We start from the raw sequence: 21,876 nt of genomic DNA, 5'->3' as shown, positions 1-21,876 counted from the left end.
CAAGCGTCCAGTGGAGATCAGTGTCGAGATATAGTGCTGACATTTTCGGCCACGTGACCAAAAACGACATTTTCGGAAGGTGCTTTGTGGCGGACGGCTCTGTGCTCGGCGCGGTGGGCCTGTCGGACTTCGACGAGCGGCTCTACCGGCTGCTGCTGCGCGGGCCCGGCCTGCGCACGGCCGAGGCGGCGGCCGCGCTGGAGACCGGCCCCGCCCGGGTGCGCGCCGGGCTGGCCCGCCTGGCCGACGCCGGGCTGCTGCGCCGCACCGGACCCGGCCGGTACGAGGCCGTGCCGCCGGAGGCGGCGATCGAGTGGCTGGTGGACCGCCGGCGCCTGGAGACCGAGGCGCGGCTCGCGGCGGTCCGGACGGTCGTGTCGGACTTCGCCCAGCTCTACCACTCCGGCCGGATGGGCTCCGGGCCCGCCGGGGTCGTGGAGGTGCTGGCCGGCGAGGAGGCCGTCAAGCGGGTGATCACCGAGTTGCAGCGGACGGTCGGCGTGGAACTGCTCGGCTTCGACCGCCCGCCGTACGTGGGCCGCCCCGACGACTCCCACGACACCAACGAGTCGGAGCTGGAGGGCACCCGGCAACTGCTGGCGCGCGGCGTGGACATCCGGGTGGTCTACTGCGCCGAGTCCCTGGACCGGCCCGGCCGCCTGGAGACGTTGATCCGGCTGGCCGAGGAGGGCGAGCGGTCCCGGTTCGTCGCGCACCTGCCGTTCAAGCTGCGCATCGCCGACCGCAGGATCGGCCTGTTCCCGCTGGTGGACGGCGTCTACGACAACATCGCCCTGCTGCACCCCTCGCGGCTGCTGGACGCCCTGGTCGAGCTGTTCGACGTCTACTGGGAGCGCGGCCGGCCGCTGGCCGGGCTGCCGCAGGCGGCGCAGGAACGCCCGGCGGAGGCGGACCTGCTCGTGCTGCGCCTGCTCAACGCCGGGCTCAAGGACGAGGCCATCGGCCGCCACCTCGGCGTCAGCCCCAGGACGGCCACCCGCAAGATCGCCGCCGTGGTGGAGAGCCTCGGCGTGACCAGCCGCTTCCAGGCGGGCGCGGAGGCGGCCGCCCGCGGCTGGCTCTGATTCCCTACCGCCTTCCATATCGCCGCACTTCGGTCGATCTTCGCTTACTGTGCATCTCGGGGGGTGCGCTGCGGGAGAATGTTCCTCGCCGCGCGCCGGTGCACGGCCAGCGGGGGAACAACGGGGGAACACGGAGGATGACGTCGAGGATGAGTGCTCAGACGCAGGAGCATCTCGGCCCTTACCGGGTGATCAGGAAGATCGGCGAGGGCGGCATGGGGGTCGCCCACCTCGGTCTCGACGGCGCGGGTCGCCAGGTCGCGATCAAGGTGCTGCATCCGCACGTCGCCGCCGACCTCAAGGCGCGTGACCGCCTGGTGCGCGAGGTGGAGACCATGCGCCGGGTGCGCAGCCGGTACGTCGCCGAGGTCGTCGACGCCGAGTTCGACGCCCACCGGCCCTACGTCGTGACGCGCTTCGCCGACGGGCGCACGCTGGAGCAGGCCGTCCTGACCGACGGCCCCCTGGAGGCCCACGCGGTCGTCAGGCTCGCGCAGGGGCTGTGCCAGGCGCTGGTCGACATCCACGCGGCCGGCGTGATCCACCGCGACCTCAAACCGGCCAACGTCATGCTGGTCGGCGGCGAGCCGCTGGTCATCGACTTCGGCATCGCCCACCTGGTCGACGCGGCCCGGCTGACGCAGTCGGGCATGTTCGTGGGCACGCCCGGCTACCTGGCGCCGGAGATCATCCGGGCCTCGCAGGTCACCCCGGCGGCCGACGTGCACGCGCTGGCCTCGACGGTGTTCTTCGCCGCCACGGGGCTGCCGCCGTTCGGCACCGGGTCGTTCGAGGCCGTCTGCTTCAACACCATGGAGGGACGGGCGCGGCTCGACGAGGCGCCCGCGTGGCTGCGCGGCTGGCTGGCCGGCGCGCTGCGCGTCGACCCGGCGGCCCGGCCCGTCGCCCGGGAGCTGCTGCGGCAGGCCGGGGCGCTCGACCCCGGCGGCCGCCCGCTCCCGCCCGAACGGCCCGGCGCCAGCACGCTCACCATGGACGCCGTCTCCGCCCTGCTGCCGCCGGTGGAGTACGCGCCGCGCGGCCACCACGAGCAGCCGGCGCCGCCCGCCCCCACCGTCCACGCGGACCGGCAGTGGGAACGCCCGCGGCCCGCCCCGGCGCCCGCCGCCCCCGCCGAGCCGTTCGACCTGCGGCGGTTCGTGACCAGCAGCGCGTTCGTCGGCGTGCTGGCGCTGGTGACGCTGTCGGCCACGACCGTCGTCACGCCGGTCGTCGGCGGCCTGCTAGCGGTGGCGCTCTCGCTGGCGCTGCGCGTCGCCGACCACTTCCTGTCCGAGGAGCGGCCGACGCCGGCCCGCGCCGCGCTCGTGGCCATGGGCAACCTGCTCCTGTCGCTGGCCTGCGGCCTGGGCGTGGCCGGCCTGCTGGAGGCGGCCGGATCGAGCACCAGCCACGCCGAGGCCCTGGCCGCCGGCGCGTTCACGCTGGGGCTGTTCGTGCTGCCCGGCGCGGGGCCCGCGCGGCGCAGGGCCGCGCGCGTGCTGGCCCGCCTCCTGCCCGGCCGCAGCGCGACCGTGGTGACGGTGGCCGTCATGGGGCCGATCGCGCTGCTGGCCACGATCGCGGCGCTGCTCCAGGGCTGACCGGCCCGAAGAGCGCAGCCCCGGCCGTCGGCGGTCCACGCCTCGCAGCCGGCCGCGCGCACCCGCAGCGGCTCCCCGGCATCGAAGATCATTCGGGGTGGCGTACGGCTGGACACCGCGACGGTCAACGTGCTCAGAATGGGCCTCGTGACGCCTTCGACCGGGCACGTCGTCAGGAACCCGCTCACCGGGCGCGCCGAGCGGCCGCTCGCGCCCGTCGGCCCCGATCGGCTGGCGGAGATCGCGGCCGGGCTGCGCGCGATGGCCCCCGCCTGGCGGGCTCCCGACCGGGCCGGCGACCGGGGCGCGGTGCTGGCCGCGTTCGGCCGGGCGCTGGCGGCCGACGACGAGCTGCTGGCCGCGCTGGTGGCCGACACGGGCCGGGAGGCCGAGTCCAGGCTGGAGCGGCAGCTCACCGCCGGGCTCGCCGAACGCTGGGCGCGCCAGGCCCCCGCCCTGCTCGCGCCCCCGCCCGAACGGCCGGCCGCGCTGCCGGGGATCGCGGTGGGCGGCGACGCGGTGCCGTACGAGCTGGCCGGGGTGATCAGCCCCTGGAACTTCCCGCTGCTGCTCGCCCTGATCGACGCGGTGCCCGCACTGGCGGCCGGCTGCGCGGTGCTGGTCAAGCCGAGCGAGGTGACGCCGCGCTTCATCGAGCCGCTGATGCGGCTGGTCCCCGCCGAGCTGCCGCTGCGGCTGGTCGAGGGGGCCGCCGAGACCGGCGAACGGCTCGTCGGCCTGGTGGACACCGTCGTGTTCACCGGCAGCGTGCCGACCGGCCGCCGGGTGGCCGAGGCCGCGGCGCGCGCGTTCGTCCCCGCCCACCTGGAGCTGGGCGGCAAGGATCCGGCGATCGTGCTGGCGGGCGCCGACCTGGAACGGGCGGCCGAGGCCGTCCTGTGGGGCGGCACGGCCAACGCCGGGCAGTCCTGCCAGTCCGTCGAACGCGTCTACGTCGAGCGCGGCGCGTACGACACGTTCCTCGGCCTGCTCGCCGACCGGGCCGCGCGCACCCGGCTGACCTGCGAGGGCGGCCCCATCGGGCCGATCATCGACCCCGCGCAGGCCGGCGTCATTGCGGCCCACCTGGCCGACGCCGCCGCCAAGGGGGCGCTGACCCACACGGGCGGCGCGATCGAGCGGCACGGCGGCGGGCTGTGGTGCCGTCCCACCGTGCTGTCGCGGGTGCGGCACGACATGCTGGTCATGACGGAGGAGACGTTCGGGCCGGTGCTGCCGGTCATGGCCGTGTCCGGGGCGGAGGAGGCGGTGGAGCTGGCCAACGACAGCGCGTACGGGCTGTCGGCCGCCGTGTTCGCCGCCACCGAGAAGGAGGCGCTGGCCGTCGCGGCCCGGCTGAACGCCGGCGCGGTCAGCGTCAACGACGCCGCGCTGACCGCGCTCGTCCACGAGGGCGAGAAGAACTCCTTCGGCCTGTCGGGGCTCGGCGGCTCGCGCATGGGCGCCGCCTCGATCGGCCGGTTCCTGCGCCGCAGGGCGTACCTGATCAACCGGTCCGGGGCCGCCGACCCGTGGTGGCACCCCAGGGAGGGATAGAGCATGGGACTGCGTGCCGAGATGCCGCTGCTGGCCCGCCACGAGGGCGAGTGGGCCGGCGAGTACGTGCACGTCGACAAGGACGGCGCCGTGATCGACCGCCACCACGTCGAGATGACCTGCGCGATCGTCGACGACACCGGCTACCACCAGACCAACCGCTACCGCTGGGACGACGGCCGCACCGAGGTGCACGAGTTCCCCGGCACATACCTGGGCGGCGGCCGGTGCGCGTTCGACACCGATCGGCTGACCGGCCAGTTCTGGGAGCTCGACGACAGCACCATCTACCTGACCTGGCGCTTCAAGGCCGAAGGCGACGACCTGCGGCTGTTCGAGCTGATCGTGCTGAGCCCGGACGGCGGCTCCCGCAGCCGCACCTGGCAGTGGATCAGGAACGGCGAGTGCGTGCGGCGCACGCTGATCGACGAGCACAGGACCGCCTGACATGACCGCCTGCACCGCCCTGGCGCTCCAGATCGCGGCGAGGGCCGTCACCGACCGCGCCGACCTGGCCGCCGCCGTCGGGCGCGTGGCGGAGCGCGTCGGCGGCAGCAAGGCGTGGCTCGGCCCCGCCCTGCGGCTGGTGGTGCTGCCGGAGTACGTCCTGACCGGCTTCCCCGCCGGGCAGGGCCCGGCCGAGTGGCGCGAGAAGGCCGCCCTCGACGTGGACGGGCCCGAGTACCGGGCGCTGGCCGCGATCGCCGCCGACGAGGACGTGTTCCTGTGCGTCAACGCCTACGAGCGCGACGAGCACTTCCCCGGCCTGTACTTCCAGGCGTGCGTGATCCTCTCCCCGGCGGGGGAGGCGGTGCTGCGCTACCGGCGGCTGCACTCGCTGTTCACGCCCACGCCGTACGACGTGTGGGAACGCTACCTCGACCGGTACGGCCTCGACGGCGTGCTGCCGGTCGCGCGCACCGAGATCGGCAACCTGGCCGCCCTCGCCTCGGAGGAGATCCTGATGCCCGAGCTGGCCAGGGCGCTGGCGCTGCGCGGCGCTGAGGTGTTCTGCAACCCGACCTCCGAGGCGTACTCGCCCGCCCTGACGCCCAAGGCCGTCGCCCGCCGCGCCCGCGCTCTGGAGAACCTGGCCTTCGTCGTCTCGGCCAACACCGCCGGGCTGTCCGGCATCGCGATCCCGGGCGACTCCGTCAACGGCGGCTCGGAGGTGATCGACCACGAGGGCCGCGCGCTGGCCCAGGCCGGGCCGGGGGAGACGCTGGTCGCCGCCGCCGAGCTGGACCTGGCCGCGCTGCGCCGCGCCCGCCGCAGGCCCGGCATGGCGAACCTGCCCAGCCGGGTCAAGACCGGGCTGTGGGCGCGCGAGTACGCCGCGCACGACGTCGAACGGCCCGCCGACCTGGAGGCCGCCCCGGACCGCGGCTTCCACGTCGCCCGGCAGCGCGAGATCATCGAACGCCTGCACGGCCGGGGCTGAACGTCAGGCGCGGGCGTAGCGGCGCAGCAGCCCCCGCTCGGCCGCCAGGAAGATCGAGTTGAGCGCCACGCCGAGCACGCCCAGCAGCACGATCCCGGCCCACATGGCCGGGATGTCGAACTGGCTCTGCGCCTCCAGCAGGCGGTGGCCGATGCCCTCGCTGCTGCCGTACAGCTCGGAGATCACCATCATGATCAGCGCCAGCGACACGCTGAGCCGCAGCCCGGCCAGGATCTTCGGCGCGGCCGCGGGCAGGACGACGTGGAACAGGCGGGTGGCCGCCGACAGGCGGAAGACCCGGCCGGTGTCGAGGTAGCCGCGGTCGACGTGGCGGCCGCCGTCCATCGAGTTGATCAGTACGGGCCACACGACCCCGTACACGATCGAGGCGAGCTGCATCGGGGTGCCGATCTTGAACAGCAGCAGGAACACCGGCAGCAGCGCCGCGGGCGGCACCGAGCGGCCGAGGTGCAGCAGCGGCTCGGCCAGCGCCGCCAGCCACTCCAGGCGGCCCAGCGCCAGGCCCAGCGCCACCCCCGCCAGCGCGGCCAGCGCCCACCCTGTCACCAGCCGCCCGAGGCTGGGCAGCAGGTCGGCGATCGCCTCGTCGGTCAGGAACAGCCGGCCCGGCGAGCCGGAGAACCACATCTCGCGCAGCCGCGCCAGGATCGTGCTGGGCGGCGGGAAGTAGACGGCCGCCGCCCGCCGGGCGACCAGCTCCCACGACACCGCCACCACGGGCAGCAGCCAGTGGCGGCGCGCCCACCGCCAGACGGTCGCCGCGGCCCCGCCCGGCCCCGGCCGGGTCACGCCGCCACCTGCGCGCGGGCGTGGTGCCAGCGGAACAGCCGCCGCTCGGCCGTGGTGACCAGCAGGTTGGCCGCCAGCCCGAGCAGGCCCGCCCACAGCGTGCCGGCCAGCACCCGGTCGACGTGGTTGGCGCTGCCGGCCTGGAGCAGGAACGTGCCGATGCCGTCGCCGCCCGCGATGAGCTCCACGCTGACGGCGACGATGAGGGTGACCCCGACGGAGATGCGCACGCCGGTCGCGACGAACGGCGCGGCGCTCGGCAGCGAGACCCGCAGCACGACCGCCAGCGGGCCGAAGCCGAAGCTGCGCAGCGTCTCCTTGGCCTGCGGGTCGACGTCGGACAGGCCGTACATGGTGTTGACGAGCAGCGGCCAGCAGCAGGTGTAGACGATCAGCGAGGTCTTGGCGTCGGCGCTGTCGGGGAACAGGAACATGGCCAGCGGGATCAGCGACACCGACGGGATCGGCCGCAGGAACTCCACCAGCGGCCGCGCCGAGCGTTCCACCACCGGCACCGTGCCGAGCAGCAGCCCGGCCGGCACCGCCACCGCGATCGCGATCAGCAGGCCGGCCGCGCACGCGCCGAGCGTGGCCAGCACCTGCGCGTGGAAGGCGCCGTCGGCCGCCAGCCCGGCCGCGGCGGCCAGGACGTCGGAGGCGTACGGCAGCACCCCGGGGTCGATGAGCCCGGCCCGGCCCGCGGCCTCGGTCAGGACCAGCGCCCCGGCGACCCCCGCCGTCCCGAGGACCAGCCGCCCGCCCCGCGTGATCATTCCAGGCCGGTCGCGATCTGCGTGCCGACGTCAGGCTTGCTCTTCAGGTAGCCGTAGCCGACGAGCAGGTCGGCCAGCTTCTGGAAGCCCTCCCGGGGCGGCTCCATCGAGAAGACGCCGAGCTTCATGGCCGCCGCGCTCGCCGCGTCGATCTGCGTGTACGTCGGGATGACCTCGTCGATCGCCTTGCGGTCGGCGGCGGCGACGGCCTGGGCCTTGGCCAGGGCGCGGTGGAAGGCGGCGGCGGTGCGGGGGTTGGCGGCCAGCCAGGACTCGGACACGCCCCAGCCGTCGATCGGGATGCCCGCGGTCGGGCCCGACATGGTGTCGATCACCTCGGTGCCGCCCGCCTTCTTGGCGGCGGTCAGGAACGGCTCGACCAGCCAGGCGGCGTCGACCTTGCCCGAGGCCAGCGCGCCGAGCTGCTCGTTGAACGGCATCGCCACGTACTTGACGGCGTCGGGGGCGAGCCCGGCCTGCTGGAGGTGGGCGTTGGTGACCGTCTGGCCGAGCGCCTTGAGCACGTTGACCGCGACCGTCCTGCCCTTGAGGTCGGTGGCGGATTTGACCGGCGACCCCTTGGGCACGACGACGCCCGCGACTCCGGGGGCCGACTCCTGGCTGTGCTGGAACAGTTTGAGCTTGGCCGCCCCGGAATCGTTGATGGACAGCAGCGAGACGTAGGAGGTCAGGAACGCGTCCATGCTGCCGTTGAGTATTTTCGGCATGACCGCCTGAGGGGCCTGGATGATCTCGGTCTTGACCGTCAGGCCCTCGGCCTTGAAGAAACCGCGTTTCTCGGCGATGAACAGCGGCGCCGCCGACGGCACCGGCACCACGCCGACGAGGAGCTGCGTCTTCTCCAGCCCGCCGGAGCTGCCGGAGCCGCTGGTGGGGGTGGGGGCCGCGCCGCCGCCGCAGGCCGCGAGGCCGGCGACGAGGGCCAGCGCGGCGGCGGCGTGTGCGATCTTCACGATGCTCTCTCCTGACTGGCCGGCGCGATTCCTGGCCGGGCGAGGGGAGAATCGCGGCGCGCGCACGGCCGGACGCGGGCCCGAATCGCCCGAACCCCCGACCCATTCGGCGCCACCGGAAAGCCCCGCTGCCACGAATGGCGATCGTACAGCAGGAGTCGCGGCCACCGCCATGAAACAAACCGGGCATTTGTATTGGCGGCCCTGACGGTCGGTATAAGTCCGGGTAAATCTTCGCGTATATCCCTGGCCATTGTGGGAGCAATTGCTGAACTGCGTATCGCCGCCGACGCGGTCATTGCCGCTCCTTGGGCGTGCCATGAGAGCCGGGTTGAGAGCATGTGGGCGGCAGGAGTCCCGGCGAGACCGGTGAGGGGGTGGGGGCCCTGCGGCCGCTTCGGCTCTCGGTCCAGGCGCGTCTCATCCTGGCGACCGCCGTGTTGTCGCTCATCGTCTGCGCGGCGATCGGCGTCGCCCTCGACCTGCTGATCCGCGACAGGATGCGGCAGGACGTCTTCGCCGACACCCAGCGGGCCACCACCGAGTGGATCGGCTCGATGGGCACCACCTTCCCGCCCCCGGTCACCACCTCGTACGTCGACCTCATCCAGCTCGTGGACGCCCGCGGGCACGTGGTCGCGGCCAACCGCGCCGCGCGGGGCAGGCCGCCCGTCAGCACGCTCTGGCCGCCCTCCGACGAGCGCATCCGGCACGGCGTGGCCTGCCGGGGGGACGAGTGCCTGATGTTCACCGCCACCCGGCCCTCGCCGCAGGAGGAGCGGCTGCTGTGGCATGGCGCGTCCCACGTCGTCTACGCCGCCCGGGTGGAGCCGCCGCTGCTGTCCACCCACCGCCTGGAGCTGATCATCGTCGCCGGGGGCCTGGCCGTCAGCGCGTTGCTGACCTGGATCGCCGCGTTCCTCATCGGGCGCACGCTGCGGCCGGTCGAGGCGATGCGGGCCAGGATGGCCGAGATCACCGTCACCGACCTGAGCAAGCGGGTGCCCGAGCCGCCCGGCGGCGACGCGGTCGCCGAGCTCGCGCGCACCGCCAACAGGACGCTGGCCCGCCTGGAGGAGGCGGTCGAGCAGCAGCGCAACTTCTCCTCCATGGTCTCCCACGAGCTGCGCACGCCGCTGACCGGCCTGCGCGCCCGGCTGGAGGAGGCGCTGACCTACCCCGACGTGGACCCCCGCGCCGCCCTGAGCGACGCCCTGTCCACCGCCGACCGGTTCCAGGCGATCATCGAGGAGATGTTGCTGCTGGCCCGCGTCCGCACGGCGTCCCCGCACGACCGGAAGCCGGTGCGGCTCGGGGAGCTGGTCCGCGAGGAGGTCGCGAGCCGGCGGGCGGGCCTGCTGATCCGCGTGCACGTCGAGGAGGACCTCCAGGTGCTCGGCAACCGCGTCCAGCTCGGCGAGGTGCTGACGAACCTGCTGGTCAACGCCCAGCGGCACACCCGCACGATGGTCGAGGTCCGGGTGGAGCGCAGAGACGGCCAGGCGGTGGTCACGGTCCGCGACGACGGCGCGGGCGTCGCGCCCGGCGACCGCGAGCGGGTGTTCGACCCCTTCGTCCGCCTGTCGGAGGGACGCCGGCGCGACCCCGGGGGCAGCGGACTCGGCCTGGCCATCTCCCGCGCCATCGCCCGCGCCCACCAGGGCGACCTGGAGATCGAGGACACCCCGGACGGCCCCTGCTTCGCCCTGCGCCTCCCGCTCCCCGCCCCCGGCCCGGACGCCCAGCCGCGCTAGCGACCGGTTTCGGCCGCCGGGCGGCGGGCAGTCGGGCGGGACCCCGAGACGAGGAGGACCATCGTGCCGACCGCGCGAGAGATCATGACCCCGCACGCGGAGTGCGTGAGCGCCGAGGAGTCCGTGCTGGTGGCCGCCGAGAAGATGGCCCGCCTGGACGTCGGGTCGCTGCCCATCTGCGGCTCCGACGACCGGCTGAAGGGCATGCTCACCGACCGCGACATCGTGGTGAAGGTGCTGGCCGCGGGCAAGGACCCGGCTCAGTGCCGGGCGGGCGAGCTGGCCCAGGGCGAGGCCGTCACCATCGGCGCCGACGACGACGCCCGCGAGATCCTGCGCACCATGGCCGGCCACCGCGTGCGGCGCCTGCCGGTCATCGACGGGCACCGCCTCGTGGGGATCGTCGCGCTCGCCGAAGTCGCCAAGTCGGTGCCCGACGCCAAGGTGGGCGACCTGCTCGACGCCCTCACCACGGACTGACCGGCAGCACGGCCTGACCCGGCGCCACGGAGCGCCCAGGACGGCGTGGGCGGCGGATGCGTCCCTCGGGGGCGCCCCGCCGCCCGGCCGAACCTCGCCCGCGTCCTCAGGACGCGGTCACTGGCACTTGCCCTTCAGCCACGCGCTGAACTCCGGCGTGTAGTCGGTGGCCACCCGCTTGGCCCCGCTCGCCAGCGCCGACTTCCACGCGTTCTCGTTCAGGGTCCAGGAGGGCGGCGGCTCCTCCCACTTGGTCACCTCCGGCCAGATCGGGCCGCCGGTCAGCACCTGGCTCAGGCCCGCGGCGGTCACGCGGGTCCTGAGCTCGGCGGCGATCGCGCTGTCGTGGGAGTACAGGATGATCTCCTGCGCCTGGTGGTTCTCCTTGACCGGCCCGAGCACCTCGTTCCACGCCTGCGCCTTGACGGTGGCGTTCGAGCTGAGCAGCGACTGGCGGGCCTCGGGCTTGATCTCGACCAGCCCGATCATGCCGGCCGACCTCATCGCGGCCAGCCACTCGCGGAAGGTGTAGACGGTCTCGCCCTTGAACAGGCCGCGCACGATGGTCCGGCCCTTGAGCGCGGTGTCGCCCGCCGCCCACCAGATCTCGGTGATGTTCTTCTTCGTGCCCGACAGGCCCCAGGTCGAGGTGTTGTGCCACATGACGGCCTTGGTGCCGTCCTTGGTCAGCTGGAGGTCGGCCTCGACGCCGGAGGCGCCCCAGCCCTTGTAACGCTTCACGGCGGTGGGGTTGTTGGGCTGGCGCACCTGGTCCCGTTCCCAGGCGTTGGCGCCGGTCGGGTAGCCGCCGTGCCCGAAGATCAGGGGGCAGGCGGGAAGTGCGGCGGCCTGGGCGGCGGGCTGGGCCGCGGGCTGGGCGGCGGACGGCGAGGTGAGCGAGGAGGCCAGCGTCAGGGCGGCGAGGGAGGCGGCGAGGGGGACGGCCAAGGCACGCACCTTTCGATCTTGTAGTTGCCCGCACTCTGCCACATTCATGGACGTTCCGTCCTGGGGAAGCGGCTCGGCGGGCGAGGGCTGCGCAGGCGTGACCCCGGGTCGCCGGTACAGTCGTCGGTACCGTGACGGCTTGTGGCAGGCTGCCACGGGAACCGGCGCTCGAACCCTGTGGCGGGGCCTGTTTTTGTGGGATCCACACAAAGCAGGAGCCCCGGCGTGCACTATGCGGACATTGGTGCACGCGGCGGTGATCGAGCACGGTAGAGACAGTGACAGGCGAGGCTCCGGGACAACCCCGGACTTCGCCTACTTGTACGGGGTACGTGGGAGGCTCAACCGGTGTTCAATCGTGTCGCCATCGTCAACCGCGGAGAGGCCGCGATGCGGCTCATCCACGCCGTCCGGGATCTTTCGGCGGAGACCGGCAAGCGGATCGAGACGATCGCGCTCTACACCGACGCCGACCGCGACGCGACCTTCGTCCGCGAGGCGGACGTCGCCTACCCGCTGGGGCCCGCCTCCGCGCGCCCGTACCTCGACCACGCCGTGCTGGAGCGGGCGCTGATCGAGACCGGCGCCGACGCCGCGTGGGTCGGCTGGGGCTTCGTCGCCGAGGACCCGGCCTTCGCCGAGCTGTGCGAGAAGATCGGCGTCACCTTCGTCGGGCCGAGCGCGGAGGCGATGCGCCGGCTCGGCGACAAGATCGGCGCCAAGCTCATCGCCGAGGAGGTCGGCGTCCCCGTCGCGCCGTGGAGCCGCGGCGAGGTGGCCACGCTCGCCGACGCCCTGCGCGCCGGCGACGAGATCGGCTACCCCCTGATGCTCAAGGCGACCGCGGGCGGCGGCGGGCGCGGCATCCGCATGGTCGCCTCGGCCGACGAGCTGGCCGACGCCTACGAGCGCACCAGCCAGGAGGCCGAGCGCGCGTTCGGCTCGGGCGTGGTCTTCCTGGAGCGCCTGGTCACCGGCGCCCGCCACGTCGAGGTGCAGGTCATCGCCGACGGCCAGGGCACCGCGTGGGCGCTGGGCGTGCGCGACTGCTCGGTGCAGCGGCGCAACCAGAAGATCATCGAGGAGTCCGCCTCCCCGGTCCTGACCGGCGACCAGGCCGACGAGCTGAAGGCGTCGGCCGCGCGGCTCGCCGTGGCCGTCGGCTACCGCGGCGCCTGCACCGTCGAGTTCCTCTACCACCCCGGCGACAAGATGTTCGCCTTCCTGGAGGTCAACACCCGGCTCCAGGTCGAGCACCCGATCACCGAGCTGACCACCGGCACCGACCTGGTCCGGCTGCAGCTGCACGTCGCCGCCGGCGGACGCCTGGACGGCCCCCGGCCGGCCGAGAGCGGCCACGCCGTGGAGGCCCGGCTCAACGCCGAGGACCCCGACCGCGACTTCGCCCCCGCGCCGGGCCGCATCGCCCGCCTGGTGCTGCCCGCCGGGCCCGGCATCCGCGTCGACACCGGCGTCAGCGAGGGCGACACCATCCCCGCCGACTTCGACTCGATGATCGCCAAGATCATCGCCTACGGCCGCGACCGCGAGCAGGCCCTGGCCCGCCTGCGCCGCGCGATGGCCGCCACCACCGTGATCATCGAGGGCGGCGCCACCAACAAGAGCTTCGTGCTCGACCTGCTCGACCAGCCCGAGGTGATCGACGCCGTCGCCGACACCGGCTGGATCGACCGCGTACGCGCCGAGGGCCGCCTGGTCAGCCACCGCCACTCCGCGGTCGCCCTGGCCGCCGCCGCGATCGAGGCGTACCAGGACGAGGAGGAGGTCAGCCGCAACCGGCTGCTGGCCACCGCCCACGGCGGGCGCCCGCAGGTGCAGCACGAGACCGGCCGCCCGCTGACCCTCAAGCTCCGCGGCGCCGGCTACCGGCTCACGGTGGCCAGGGCCGGGCAGCGGCGCTTCCGCGTCGGCATCTCCGACGGCGACCGCTCCCACCCGCTCGACGTCGAGATCGACCGCTTCGACGAGCACGCCGGCCGCATCACCGTCAACGGCCGCCGCTTCCGCCTGATGTCGGCCACCCACGGCCCGATCCACCTGGTCGAGGTCGACGGCGTCACCCACCGCATCAGCCGCGACGAGGGCGGCGTCGTCCGCTCGCCCGCGCCCGCGCTGGTGGTGGCGACGCCCCTGTCGGCCGGCGACGAGGTCGAGGCGGGCGCGCCGATCCTGGTGCTGGAGAGCATGAAGATGGAGACGGTGCTGCGCGCGCCGTTCCGCGCCCGCGTCCGCGAGTGCGGCGTCTCGGTCGGCAGCCAGGTCGAGGCCGGCGCGCCGCTGATGCGCCTGGAACCCCTCGCCGGCGCCGAGGCCGAGCAGGCCGCCGCCACGACGGGCGCCGCCGAGATCGACCTGCCCGCCGCCCCGCCGCGGGCCTCCGCCGCCGAACAGGCCGAGCGCGGCGTCCAGGACCTGCGCGAGCTGCTGCTCGGCTTCGACGCCGACCGCCACGAGCGCACCCGCATGTTGTCGGGCTACCTGGCCGCGCGGGCCGAGCTCGACGACCGCGTGATCGAGGGCGAGCTCGACCTGCTCACCGTCTTCGCCGACCTGTCCGAGCTGAGCCGCAACAAGCCGGGCGGCGAGCTCGACGTCGAGCCGGGCAGCCCGGTGCACAGCCCGCGCGAGTACTTCCACAGCTACCTGCAGAGCCTCGACGTCGAGCGCGCCGGCCTGCCGGAGGCGTTCCAGGCCAAGCTGCGGCGCATGCTCAGGCACTACGGCGTCGAGGAGCTCGACCGCACCCCGGAGCTGGAGGCCGCGGTCTTCCGGATCTTCCTGGCCCAGCAGCGGATGACCGCCGGCGTCGCCGTCGTGTCGGAGCTGCTGCGCACCTGGCTGGCCGGCGCGCCGCCGCGCGAGTCGCTCGGCGAGCGGGCCGGGCTCGCCCTGGAGCACCTGGTCGAGGCCACGCAGGTGCGCTTCCCCGTGGTCGCCGACCTGGCCCGCGGCGTCGTGTTCCGCTGGTTCGCCCAGCCGCTGCTGCGCCGCAACCGCGCCAAGGTCTACGCCGCGGTCCGCGACGAGCTGCGCCACCTCGACCGCGACCCCGACGCGCCCGACCGCGCCGAGCGCATCCAGGCCATGGTGGCCAGTTCCGAGCCGCTCGTCCGGCTGCTCGGCCAGCGCATCGGCCGGCCCGAACGCGACCTCGCGCCCCTGCTGGAGGTCCTGACCCGCCGCTACTACGGCAACCGCGGGCTGGCGCAGGTCACCACCCGCGACAGCGCGGGCTGCCGGTTCGTCACCGCCGAGCACACCGGCCCGCGCGGCGTGACCCGCCTGGTCACCACCGCCGTCGACATCGCCGCCCTGCCCGCCGCCGTCGACGCCGTGGGCGCGCTGGCCGAGGGGGTGGGCGGGCGCGGGCTCGTCGCCGACCTCTACCTCACCTGGGACGACCAGCCCGACGCCGAGGAGATGGCCGTACGGCTCGGGCAGGTCCTGGCCGAGCGCCCGCAGATCGCGGGCGTACGGCGGATCACCACCACCGTCGTGGGCACCAGCGGCGCGGTCATGCACCACCACTTCACCTTCCGCCCCGACGGCGCGGGCTTCGCCGAGGACCGCCTGATCCGCGGCCTGCACCCGCAGATCGCCCAGCGCCTGCAACTGCACCGGCTCCAGGAGTTCGACCTCACCCGGCTGCCCTCGGTCGACGAGGAGCTCTACCTGTTCAAGGCCGTCGCCAAGAGCAACCCGGCCGACGAGCGGCTCATCGCCATGGGCCAGGTCCGCGACCTGACGCCGCTGCGCGAGGCCGACGGCCGCCTGGTCGCGCTGCCCGCCGTCGAGGACGCACTCAACGCCGGCCTCGACGCGATCCGCAACATCCAGGCCCAGCGCCCCCAGAACAAGCGCTTCGACACCAACCGCATCATGATGTACGTCTGGCCCTCGACCGAGCTGACCACCGACGAGCTCAACATGCTGGTCCAGCGCATCCTGCCGACCACGGCGGGCGCCGGGCTGGAGGAGGTCCAGTTCGTGGCCCGCCAGCGCACCCCCTCGGGCGAGCTGAGCGAGGTCGCCGTGCGCATCACCCTCGGCCCCGGCCACGGCGCCAGCCTGCACGTCGGCAAGCCGTCCGACGAGCCGGTCCAGCCGCTCGACGACTACCGCCAAAAGGTGCTGCGCGCCGCCCGGCGCGGCAACGCCTACCCCTACGAGCTGACCGGCCTGCTCGCCGGCCCGCAGGGCCGCTTCGTCGAGCACGACCTCGACGCCGACGGCGTGCTCGTCCCGGTCGACCGGCCCAAGGGCAACAACTCCGCGGCGATCGTGGCCGGCGTGGTCACCACGCCGACCGCCCGCCACCCCGAAGGCGTCACCCGGGTGGTGCTGCTCGGCGACCCGACCAAGGCGCTGGGCGCGCTGTCGGAGCCGGAGTGCTCGCGGGTGATCGCCGCGCTCGACCTGGCCGAGCGCATGCGCGTGCCGTTGGAGTGGTTCGCGCTGTCGGCCGGCGCCCGGATCTCGATGACCTCGGGCACCGAGAACATGGACTGGGTGGCGGCGGCGCTCAAGCGCATCGTCACCTTCACCCAGGCCGGCGGCGAGATCAACATCGTGGTCGCGGGGATCACCGTGGGGGCGCAGCCGTACTGGAACGCCGAGGCGACGATGCTCATGCACACCAAGGGCATCCTGGTGATGACCCCCGACTCGGCGATGGTGCTCACCGGCAAGCAGTCCCTCGACTTCTCCGGCGGCGTGTCGGCCGAGGACAACTTCGGCATCGGCGGCTACGACCGCGTCATGGGGCCCAACGGCCAGGCCCAGTACTGGGCGCCCAACCTGCCGGCCGCCCGCGACGTGCTGATGGCCCACTACGACCACACCTACGTCGTGCCCGGCGAGAACGGCCCCCGGCGGGCCCCGACCGCCGACCCGGCCGACCGGGACGTCCGCGACTACCCGCACGCCGTGGCGGGCAGCGACTTCACCACCGTCGGCCAGATCTTCTCCGCCGAGCACAACCCCGACCGCAAGAAGCCGTTCGACATCCGCACCGTGATGCGCGCCCTGTCCGACCAGGACCACCCGGTGCTGGAACGCTGGGCGGGCATGGCCGACGCCGACACCTCGGCCGTCCAGGACGTGCACATCGGCGGCCGGCCGGTCTGCCTGATCGGCATCGAGTCACGGCCGGTGCCGCGGCGCGGCTTCCCGCCCGCGGACGGGCCCGACTCGTACACGGCCGGCACGTTGTTCCCGCGCTCGTCGAAGAAGACCGCGCGGGCGATCAACGCGGCCTCCGGCAACCGGCCGCTGGTGGTGCTGGCGAACCTGTCCGGCTTCGACGGCTCGCCCGAGTCGATGCGCAAGCTCCAGCTGGAGTACGGCGCGGAGATCGGCCGGGCGATCGTCAACTTCGACGGGCCGATCGTGTTCTGCGTCATCTCCCGCTACCACGGCGGCGCGTTCGTGGTGTTCTCCAAGGCGCTCAACCCGAACATGACCGTGCTGGCGCTGGAGGGCTCGTTCGCCTCGGTGCTCGGCGGCGCCCCGGCCGCGGCGGTGGTCTTCTCCGGCGAGGTGAACAACCGCACCGCGACCGACCCGCGCGTGAGCGAGCTGCAGCGGCAGGTCGCGGCGGCCAGCGGCGCCGAGCGGGCCGCGCTCAACGCTCGCCTGGCCGAGGTCCAGCCGGCCGTACGGGCGGAGAAGCTGGGCGAGGTGGCCGCGGAGTTCGACCGGGTGCACAACATCCAGCGCGCGGTCGAGGTGGGCTCGGTCGACGCGATCATCAGCGCCGCCGAGCTGCGTCCGCGGATCATCGAGGCCATCGAACGCGGCATCGCCCGCCTGCACCAGGGCTGACCCCGCCCGCCCCCCGGGCCGCCGGTCCGGGGGGCGAGGGCGCCGGGGCCTCAGTCGCGCGGCTCGACGAACAGGAACACCGGCATGGTGATCGTGAGGAGCGCGCCGGGGGCCGGCGCCTGGGCGGTCACCACCCATGCGCCCGTCTCCGGACCGCCGTCGGGGTTGATCCGCCGCACCCGCGCGGTGACCCCCAGCGCGGCGAGCCGCCCGTTCGCCGCGTCCAGCTCCACGCCCGACAGCGCGGGCATGGAGCCGAGGTAGGTGGGGGAGGCCGTCGCCGGGAGCGGCGTGCGAGGGGGCGGGGCGGCGCGGTCGCCGGCGCCCTCCAGCAGCAGCGCGGTGAACGTCCCGCTCAACGCGAGCCCCATCACGACGAACGTGGCGATCAGGCGTGCCTCCGGCCGGTTCACGCCTCCTTTGTACGCCATCGGGATCACGTCGTCGGCCTGCGCGGCGTGGCGTCCTTCGTCGCTGGGGCGAAGTGGCCAGAATGGGAAGCATCTGGTCACTCAACGTGAGGGGAACGATGCGGTCGATCACATGGGCGGCAGCGGTCGCCGTCACGGTTGTGGTCGCGGGACCCGCCGCCCTCGCCGCGGCGGACACGGGGCCGGACGGGGACACGACCTGGCAGAAGCTCACCTCCTTCCGGGTCTCGCCGGCGGCGCCGCACCAGAACGACGCCCTCCGGCTGCTCATCCACTGCCCTTCCCAGGCCAACCACGCCGTCGTCGGGTCCACGGCGTTCCCGATCAAGGGGTCGTGGCGGATCTTCCGCGAGGTGGGGGTCGGGCTGGGCGGGATGGGGTTCGGCAAGAAGGGCGTCGTCATCTCCCGGTACGCGCCGCCGGGGGAGCACGTGGTGCGCCTGAAATGCGTCAAGGTGACGGCCGACTGGCTGACCGGCCTCAGGAAGGTCAAGGTCATCAGCCGGTCCGAGGTCCCGCTCGTGGTACGCCCGTTCCGCCTCGGCCAGTTCTTCTGACGCGCTGCCGCCGCCCGGATCGTTCCTGGTCCGAGCAGGGAGCCGGCACATACCCGTACCGGGTCCAGGTTGCCCGAGTGGGGCGCCTCCCGTATCCTGCACGTTCGTGAGAGCCGGAGCGACGGGGGGAGGGCCGGTGGGGATCCTGCGGCGGGGTGCGCGCGCACTCCTGCTCGTCGTCCTCGCCCTCGGCGTGTGCGGGATGCACACGCTCGGCCATGTGAACGCCCGGCACGACATGGCGAACGCCCGGCCCGTTCTGGCGGTCGCCCACGAGCTGCCCGTCGTCCCCGTCGCCGCGCTGGCGGGGCTCGCGCCCGGCCACGAGATGCCGGGGCTCGATCCGGCCGGGGTGTGCCTGGCCGTCCTGACCTCGCTGCTCGTCGTGGTGCTGCTGGCCCTGTGGGTGGGGGTGCGGCGGCGGGCCGTCGGCGGCGCCGGTCCCGGCCCGGCCTTCCGGCCCGTCGCCCGGCCGCCGCCGCGACCGACGTCCCTGCGGCTGGCTCGTCTCTCGATCCTGCGCATATAGGCCGGTCATCCGCGCGGACGCCCTCGACGGCGATCCGCGCGCATCGGCCTACCCGCAGTTCCAGCGAACGAGAGAGCACATCAGCATGTCCACCAACCGTAAGATCGGCCTGGCCGCCGCCGCGGGCGCGCTCGTCCTGCTCGCCGCGTGCGGCGCGAACGACACCGCCTCCACGGCCGCGCCCGAGGCCACGACCGCCAGCGCCACCGCCAGCGCGCCGCCGTCGCAGCCGTCGTTCAACGACGCGGACGTCATGTTCGCCCAGATGATGATCCCGCACCACCAGCAGGCGGTCGAGATGGCCGAGCTCGCCCCGCAGCGGGCGAAGGACCCCGAGATCAAAAAGCTCGCGGCCGACATCAAGGCCGCCCAGGACCCGGAGATCCAGACCATGAAGGGCTGGCTGACCGAGTGGGGCAAGCCCGTCCCGTCCGGGGGCATGGGGCATGACATGCCCGGGATCATGTCCGCCGAGGACATGAAGAAGCTCGACGGGGCCAAGGGGGCCGCCTTCGACCGGCTCTTCGCCGAGCAGATGATCGCCCATCACGAGGGAGCGATCGAGATGGCCCGTACCGAGCAGGCGAGCGGGGTGAATCCGCAGGCCAAGGAGCTGGCCAAGGCCATCGAGAGCACGCAGCAGGCCGAGGTGGCCCAGCTCCGCAAGCTCCTCGAACGTCTCTGACGCCACCCGCCGCCCGGACGCATGCGCCGTCCGGGCGGCGCCGGGCGCGTCCTGCCCGGCCACTGTCACCGCGCGAACCGTGCCTTCCCCTTGTACGGCCGGGGGGCGGAGGTGTTCGTGGACGCGGCGGGGTGATGCCTGGAGGCAGAGCATCGCCGAAGGGCCACGCCGGGGTTGCCGCCCGTCCGGGGGTTCCGTGTGCGCGGTCGCGGCTCATGAAAGACGGGCCCGTCCAAGGGTGGGGTTTGTCTGGGTTTTTGGTGGTGTGTGCGTGTCGGGGAGGTGAACGGCGGGGTTGGTTTGGGGGGAAGGGTTGCGGATGGGGGTGTTCTTGTTTACCGTCCGCTGTGAGGGTTAGGAAAGTTTCCTAACGCCTGTTCACCGATCACGGTCCACCTGCGGATGGCCCCATGGCACCCCCTATCCGAAGGATCAACGCATGATCAAACGTCCTGAGCGGCGACCCCGGCGGTCGTCGCTGCTCGTCACGGCCCTGGTCGCGGCCCTGATGGCGGCCGCGCCCCTGGCGCCGCCGGCCACCGCCGCGGCCGGTTCCAGCGCCGACACGCTGCTGTCAGGCGGCAAACCGGTCACCGCCTCCTCGGTCGAGGGCAGCGGCTTCGAGGCGGCCAAGGCGGTGGACGGCAACGCCTCCACCCGCTGGGCCAGCGTCGAGGGCCACGACCCCGAATGGATCAGGGTCGACCTCGGCGACACGTACAACGTCTCCAGGGTGAAGCTGACCTGGGAGGCGGCCTACGGCAAGTCGTACAAGATCCAGACCTCGCCGGACGGCGCCACCTGGACCGACGTCTACGCCACCACCTCCGGCAACGGCGCGACCGACGACCTGACGGTCAGCGGCAGCGGCCGGTACGTGCGCATGTACGGCACCGCCCGCGGCACGACGTACGGCTACTCGCTCTACGAGCTGGAGGTCTACGGCAGCGGCGGCGGCGGGACCGACACCACCCCGCCCTCGGTCCCGGGCAACCTGCGCGCGACCGGCACCACCTCCACCAGCGTCTCCCTGGCCTGGGACGCCGCCACCGACGACGTGGGCGTCACCGGCTACCTGGTCTACCGGGGCTCGACCCTGGTGACCACCGTGGCGGGCACCACGTACACCGACACCGGCCTGACCCCCGCCACCGCCTACAGCTACACGGTCAAGGCGCGCGACGCGGCGGGCAACCAGTCGGCGGCCACCGGCGCCGTCACCGCGACCACCCAGCCCGGCAGCGGGGGCGGCCCCGCGGTGCCCTTCGGCAGCCACACCATCCCGTACGCGGCGGGCATGCTGCGTCCCTCCGGCGACCAGGCCACGCTGGACGCGCGGGTGGTCGACTACTACAAGCGGTGGAAGGCCGCCTTCGTCCGGCAGAACTGCGGGAACGGCTGGTACGAGGTCATCTCCCCGGACGCCGACCACCCGTACGTGGCCGAGGCCCAGGGCTACGGCATGGTGATCGTCGCGACCATGGCCGGGGCCGACCCCGACGCCAAGAAGATCTTCGACGGCATGGTCAAGTGGATGCTCGCCCACCCGTCGTCCATCAACCCCGACCTGCTGGCCGCCGAGCAGGACACCGCCTGCAAGAGCGTCGACGGCGGCGACGGCGCCACCGACGGCGACATGGACGTCGCCTACGGCCTGCTCCTGGCCCACCGGCAGTGGGGCAGCGCGGGCACGTACAACTACCTCGACCTGGCGGTCAAGCACATCAACGCCATCAAGAAGGACGAGATCAACCCGTCCACGAACCTGCTCAAGCTGGGCGACTGGAGCAGCTCGGGCGACCAGTACTACTACATCACCCGCACCTCCGACTGGATGGTCGACCACTTCAGGGCCTTCAGGAAGGCGACCGGCAACAGCGCCTGGGACACGATCAGGACCGCCCACCAGAACCTGATCACCACCCTCCAGAACAACTACGCCTCGGCCACCGGCCTGCTGCCGGACTTCGTGGTCAACACCAACACCACCGCCAAGCCGGCCCCCGGCCAGGTGCTGGAGGACCCGAACGACGGCCAGTACTGGTGGAACGCCTGCCGTACTCCGTGGCGCATCGCCGACGACGCCGTGACCAGCGGCGACGCCAAGTCGCTCGCCTCGGCCCGGAAGCTCAACTCCTGGATCAAGAGCAAGACCGGCGGCGACCCCGGCAAGATCGCCATCGGCTACAAGCTGAACGGCACGCAGATCTCCAGCGGCAGCGAGGCCGCCTTCTTCGCCCCGTTCGCGGTGGCGGCGATGACGGACTCCGGCAGCCAGTCCTGGCTCGACGTGCTCTGGAACAAGATGCTCGGCACCCCGATCGACGCGAGCAGCTACTACTCGGCCAGCATCCAGCTCCAGGTCATGATCACGGTGACCGGCAACCACTGGGTGCCCTGACCG

General features: G+C 73.4%; 17 protein-coding genes. 12 read left to right on the top strand and 5 right to left on the bottom strand.

Annotation, left to right across the window (positions count from 1 at the left end; all coding sequences use genetic code 11):
• Window positions 1-86 precede the first annotated feature (86 nt).
• The 5 genes from AB0C33_RS39755 (at window position 87) to AB0C33_RS39735 (ending at window position 5,687) form a co-directional block, all read left to right on the top strand.
• Window positions 87-1,085 (top strand): hypothetical protein, encoded by a 999-nt coding sequence (locus tag AB0C33_RS39755; RefSeq protein ID WP_358297721.1) that lies wholly within the window; start codon window positions 87-89, stop codon window positions 1,083-1,085.
• 149 nt (window positions 1,086-1,234) lie between these two features.
• Window positions 1,235-2,689 (top strand): serine/threonine-protein kinase, encoded by a 1,455-nt coding sequence (locus AB0C33_RS39750; RefSeq protein ID WP_358297720.1) that lies wholly within the window; start codon window positions 1,235-1,237, stop codon window positions 2,687-2,689.
• A gap of 147 nt (window positions 2,690-2,836) precedes the next feature.
• Window positions 2,837-4,246 carry an aldehyde dehydrogenase family protein gene (locus AB0C33_RS39745; protein WP_358297718.1) on the top strand — a complete coding sequence of 470 codons (1,410 nt, stop codon included), beginning with the start codon at window positions 2,837-2,839 and terminating at the stop codon, window positions 4,244-4,246.
• 3 nt (window positions 4,247-4,249) lie between these two features.
• Window positions 4,250-4,693: a hypothetical protein gene (locus AB0C33_RS39740; protein WP_358297716.1), complete on the top strand. Its 444-nt coding sequence runs from the start codon at window positions 4,250-4,252 to the stop codon at window positions 4,691-4,693.
• A gap of 1 nt (window position 4,694) precedes the next feature.
• On the top strand, window positions 4,695-5,687 hold the full coding sequence (locus AB0C33_RS39735; protein WP_358297713.1) for a nitrilase-related carbon-nitrogen hydrolase: 993 nt from the start codon (window positions 4,695-4,697) through the stop codon (window positions 5,685-5,687).
• A gap of 3 nt (window positions 5,688-5,690) precedes the next feature.
• On the opposite strand, the gene AB0C33_RS39730 is transcribed toward AB0C33_RS39735, so the two are convergent.
• Genes AB0C33_RS39730 through AB0C33_RS39720 form a run of 3 tightly spaced genes read right to left on the bottom strand, consistent with a single transcriptional unit; the run spans window position 5,691 to window position 8,244 of the window.
• The gene (locus AB0C33_RS39730) at window positions 5,691-6,497 is read right to left on the bottom strand and encodes an ABC transporter permease subunit (RefSeq protein ID WP_358297710.1); all 807 of its coding nucleotides are present in this window, start codon (window positions 6,495-6,497) and stop codon (window positions 5,691-5,693) included.
• Window positions 6,494-7,270 carry an ABC transporter permease gene (locus tag AB0C33_RS39725; RefSeq protein WP_358297708.1) on the bottom strand — a complete coding sequence of 259 codons (777 nt, stop codon included), beginning with the start codon at window positions 7,268-7,270 and terminating at the stop codon, window positions 6,494-6,496. Before AB0C33_RS39725 ends, AB0C33_RS39730 begins: the two co-directional genes overlap by 4 nt.
• Window positions 7,267-8,244: an ABC transporter substrate-binding protein gene (locus AB0C33_RS39720; RefSeq protein WP_358297706.1), complete on the bottom strand. Its 978-nt coding sequence runs from the start codon at window positions 8,242-8,244 to the stop codon at window positions 7,267-7,269. Before AB0C33_RS39720 ends, AB0C33_RS39725 begins: the two co-directional genes overlap by 4 nt.
• A 341-nt stretch (window positions 8,245-8,585) precedes the next feature.
• On the opposite strand from AB0C33_RS39720, the gene AB0C33_RS39715 reads away from it, so the two are divergent.
• Window positions 8,586-9,998 carry a HAMP domain-containing sensor histidine kinase gene (locus AB0C33_RS39715; RefSeq protein ID WP_358297704.1) on the top strand — a complete coding sequence of 471 codons (1,413 nt, stop codon included), beginning with the start codon at window positions 8,586-8,588 and terminating at the stop codon, window positions 9,996-9,998.
• A 63-nt stretch (window positions 9,999-10,061) separates the two neighbouring features.
• Window positions 10,062-10,478 (top strand): CBS domain-containing protein, encoded by a 417-nt coding sequence (locus AB0C33_RS39710; RefSeq protein ID WP_358297701.1) that lies wholly within the window; start codon window positions 10,062-10,064, stop codon window positions 10,476-10,478.
• Window positions 10,479-10,595: 117 nt separating this feature from the next.
• On the opposite strand, the gene AB0C33_RS39705 is transcribed toward AB0C33_RS39710, so the two are convergent.
• Window positions 10,596-11,426 (bottom strand): glycerophosphodiester phosphodiesterase family protein, encoded by an 831-nt coding sequence (locus tag AB0C33_RS39705; RefSeq protein ID WP_358297699.1) that lies wholly within the window; start codon window positions 11,424-11,426, stop codon window positions 10,596-10,598.
• A gap of 348 nt (window positions 11,427-11,774) precedes the next feature.
• Here AB0C33_RS39705 and AB0C33_RS39700 point away from each other — a divergent pair, with 348 nt between their 5' ends.
• The gene (locus AB0C33_RS39700; RefSeq protein WP_358297697.1) at window positions 11,775-17,270 is read left to right on the top strand and encodes a carboxyl transferase domain-containing protein; all 5,496 of its coding nucleotides are present in this window, start codon (window positions 11,775-11,777) and stop codon (window positions 17,268-17,270) included.
• A gap of 50 nt (window positions 17,271-17,320) precedes the next feature.
• On the opposite strand, the gene AB0C33_RS39695 is transcribed toward AB0C33_RS39700, so the two are convergent.
• Window positions 17,321-17,683: a hypothetical protein gene (locus AB0C33_RS39695; RefSeq protein ID WP_358297695.1), complete on the bottom strand. Its 363-nt coding sequence runs from the start codon at window positions 17,681-17,683 to the stop codon at window positions 17,321-17,323.
• Between the two features lie 116 nt (window positions 17,684-17,799).
• Between AB0C33_RS39695 and AB0C33_RS39690 the strand changes: the two genes are divergently transcribed.
• The 4 genes from AB0C33_RS39690 (at window position 17,800) to AB0C33_RS39675 (ending at window position 21,873) form a co-directional block, all read left to right on the top strand.
• On the top strand, window positions 17,800-18,258 hold the full coding sequence (locus tag AB0C33_RS39690) for a hypothetical protein (protein ID WP_358297692.1): 459 nt from the start codon (window positions 17,800-17,802) through the stop codon (window positions 18,256-18,258).
• Between the two features lie 136 nt (window positions 18,259-18,394).
• Window positions 18,395-18,787: a hypothetical protein gene (locus AB0C33_RS39685; RefSeq protein WP_358297690.1), complete on the top strand. Its 393-nt coding sequence runs from the start codon at window positions 18,395-18,397 to the stop codon at window positions 18,785-18,787.
• Window positions 18,788-18,872: 85 nt separating this feature from the next.
• Window positions 18,873-19,472, top strand: coding sequence for a DUF305 domain-containing protein (locus tag AB0C33_RS39680; protein ID WP_358297687.1), 600 nt, complete (start codon window positions 18,873-18,875; stop codon window positions 19,470-19,472).
• 439 nt (window positions 19,473-19,911) lie between these two features.
• Entirely contained in the window at window positions 19,912-21,873 is a 1,962-nt protein-coding gene (locus AB0C33_RS39675) for a glycosyl hydrolase family 8 (RefSeq protein WP_358297684.1), read from the top strand.
• Window positions 21,874-21,876 lie beyond the last annotated feature (3 nt).

It is taken from the genome of Nonomuraea sp. NPDC048881 (genome assembly GCF_040649795.1).
Lineage (GTDB): Bacteria > Actinomycetota > Actinomycetes > Streptosporangiales > Streptosporangiaceae > Nonomuraea.
This window is presented reverse-complemented; position numbering and strand designations above follow the sequence as displayed.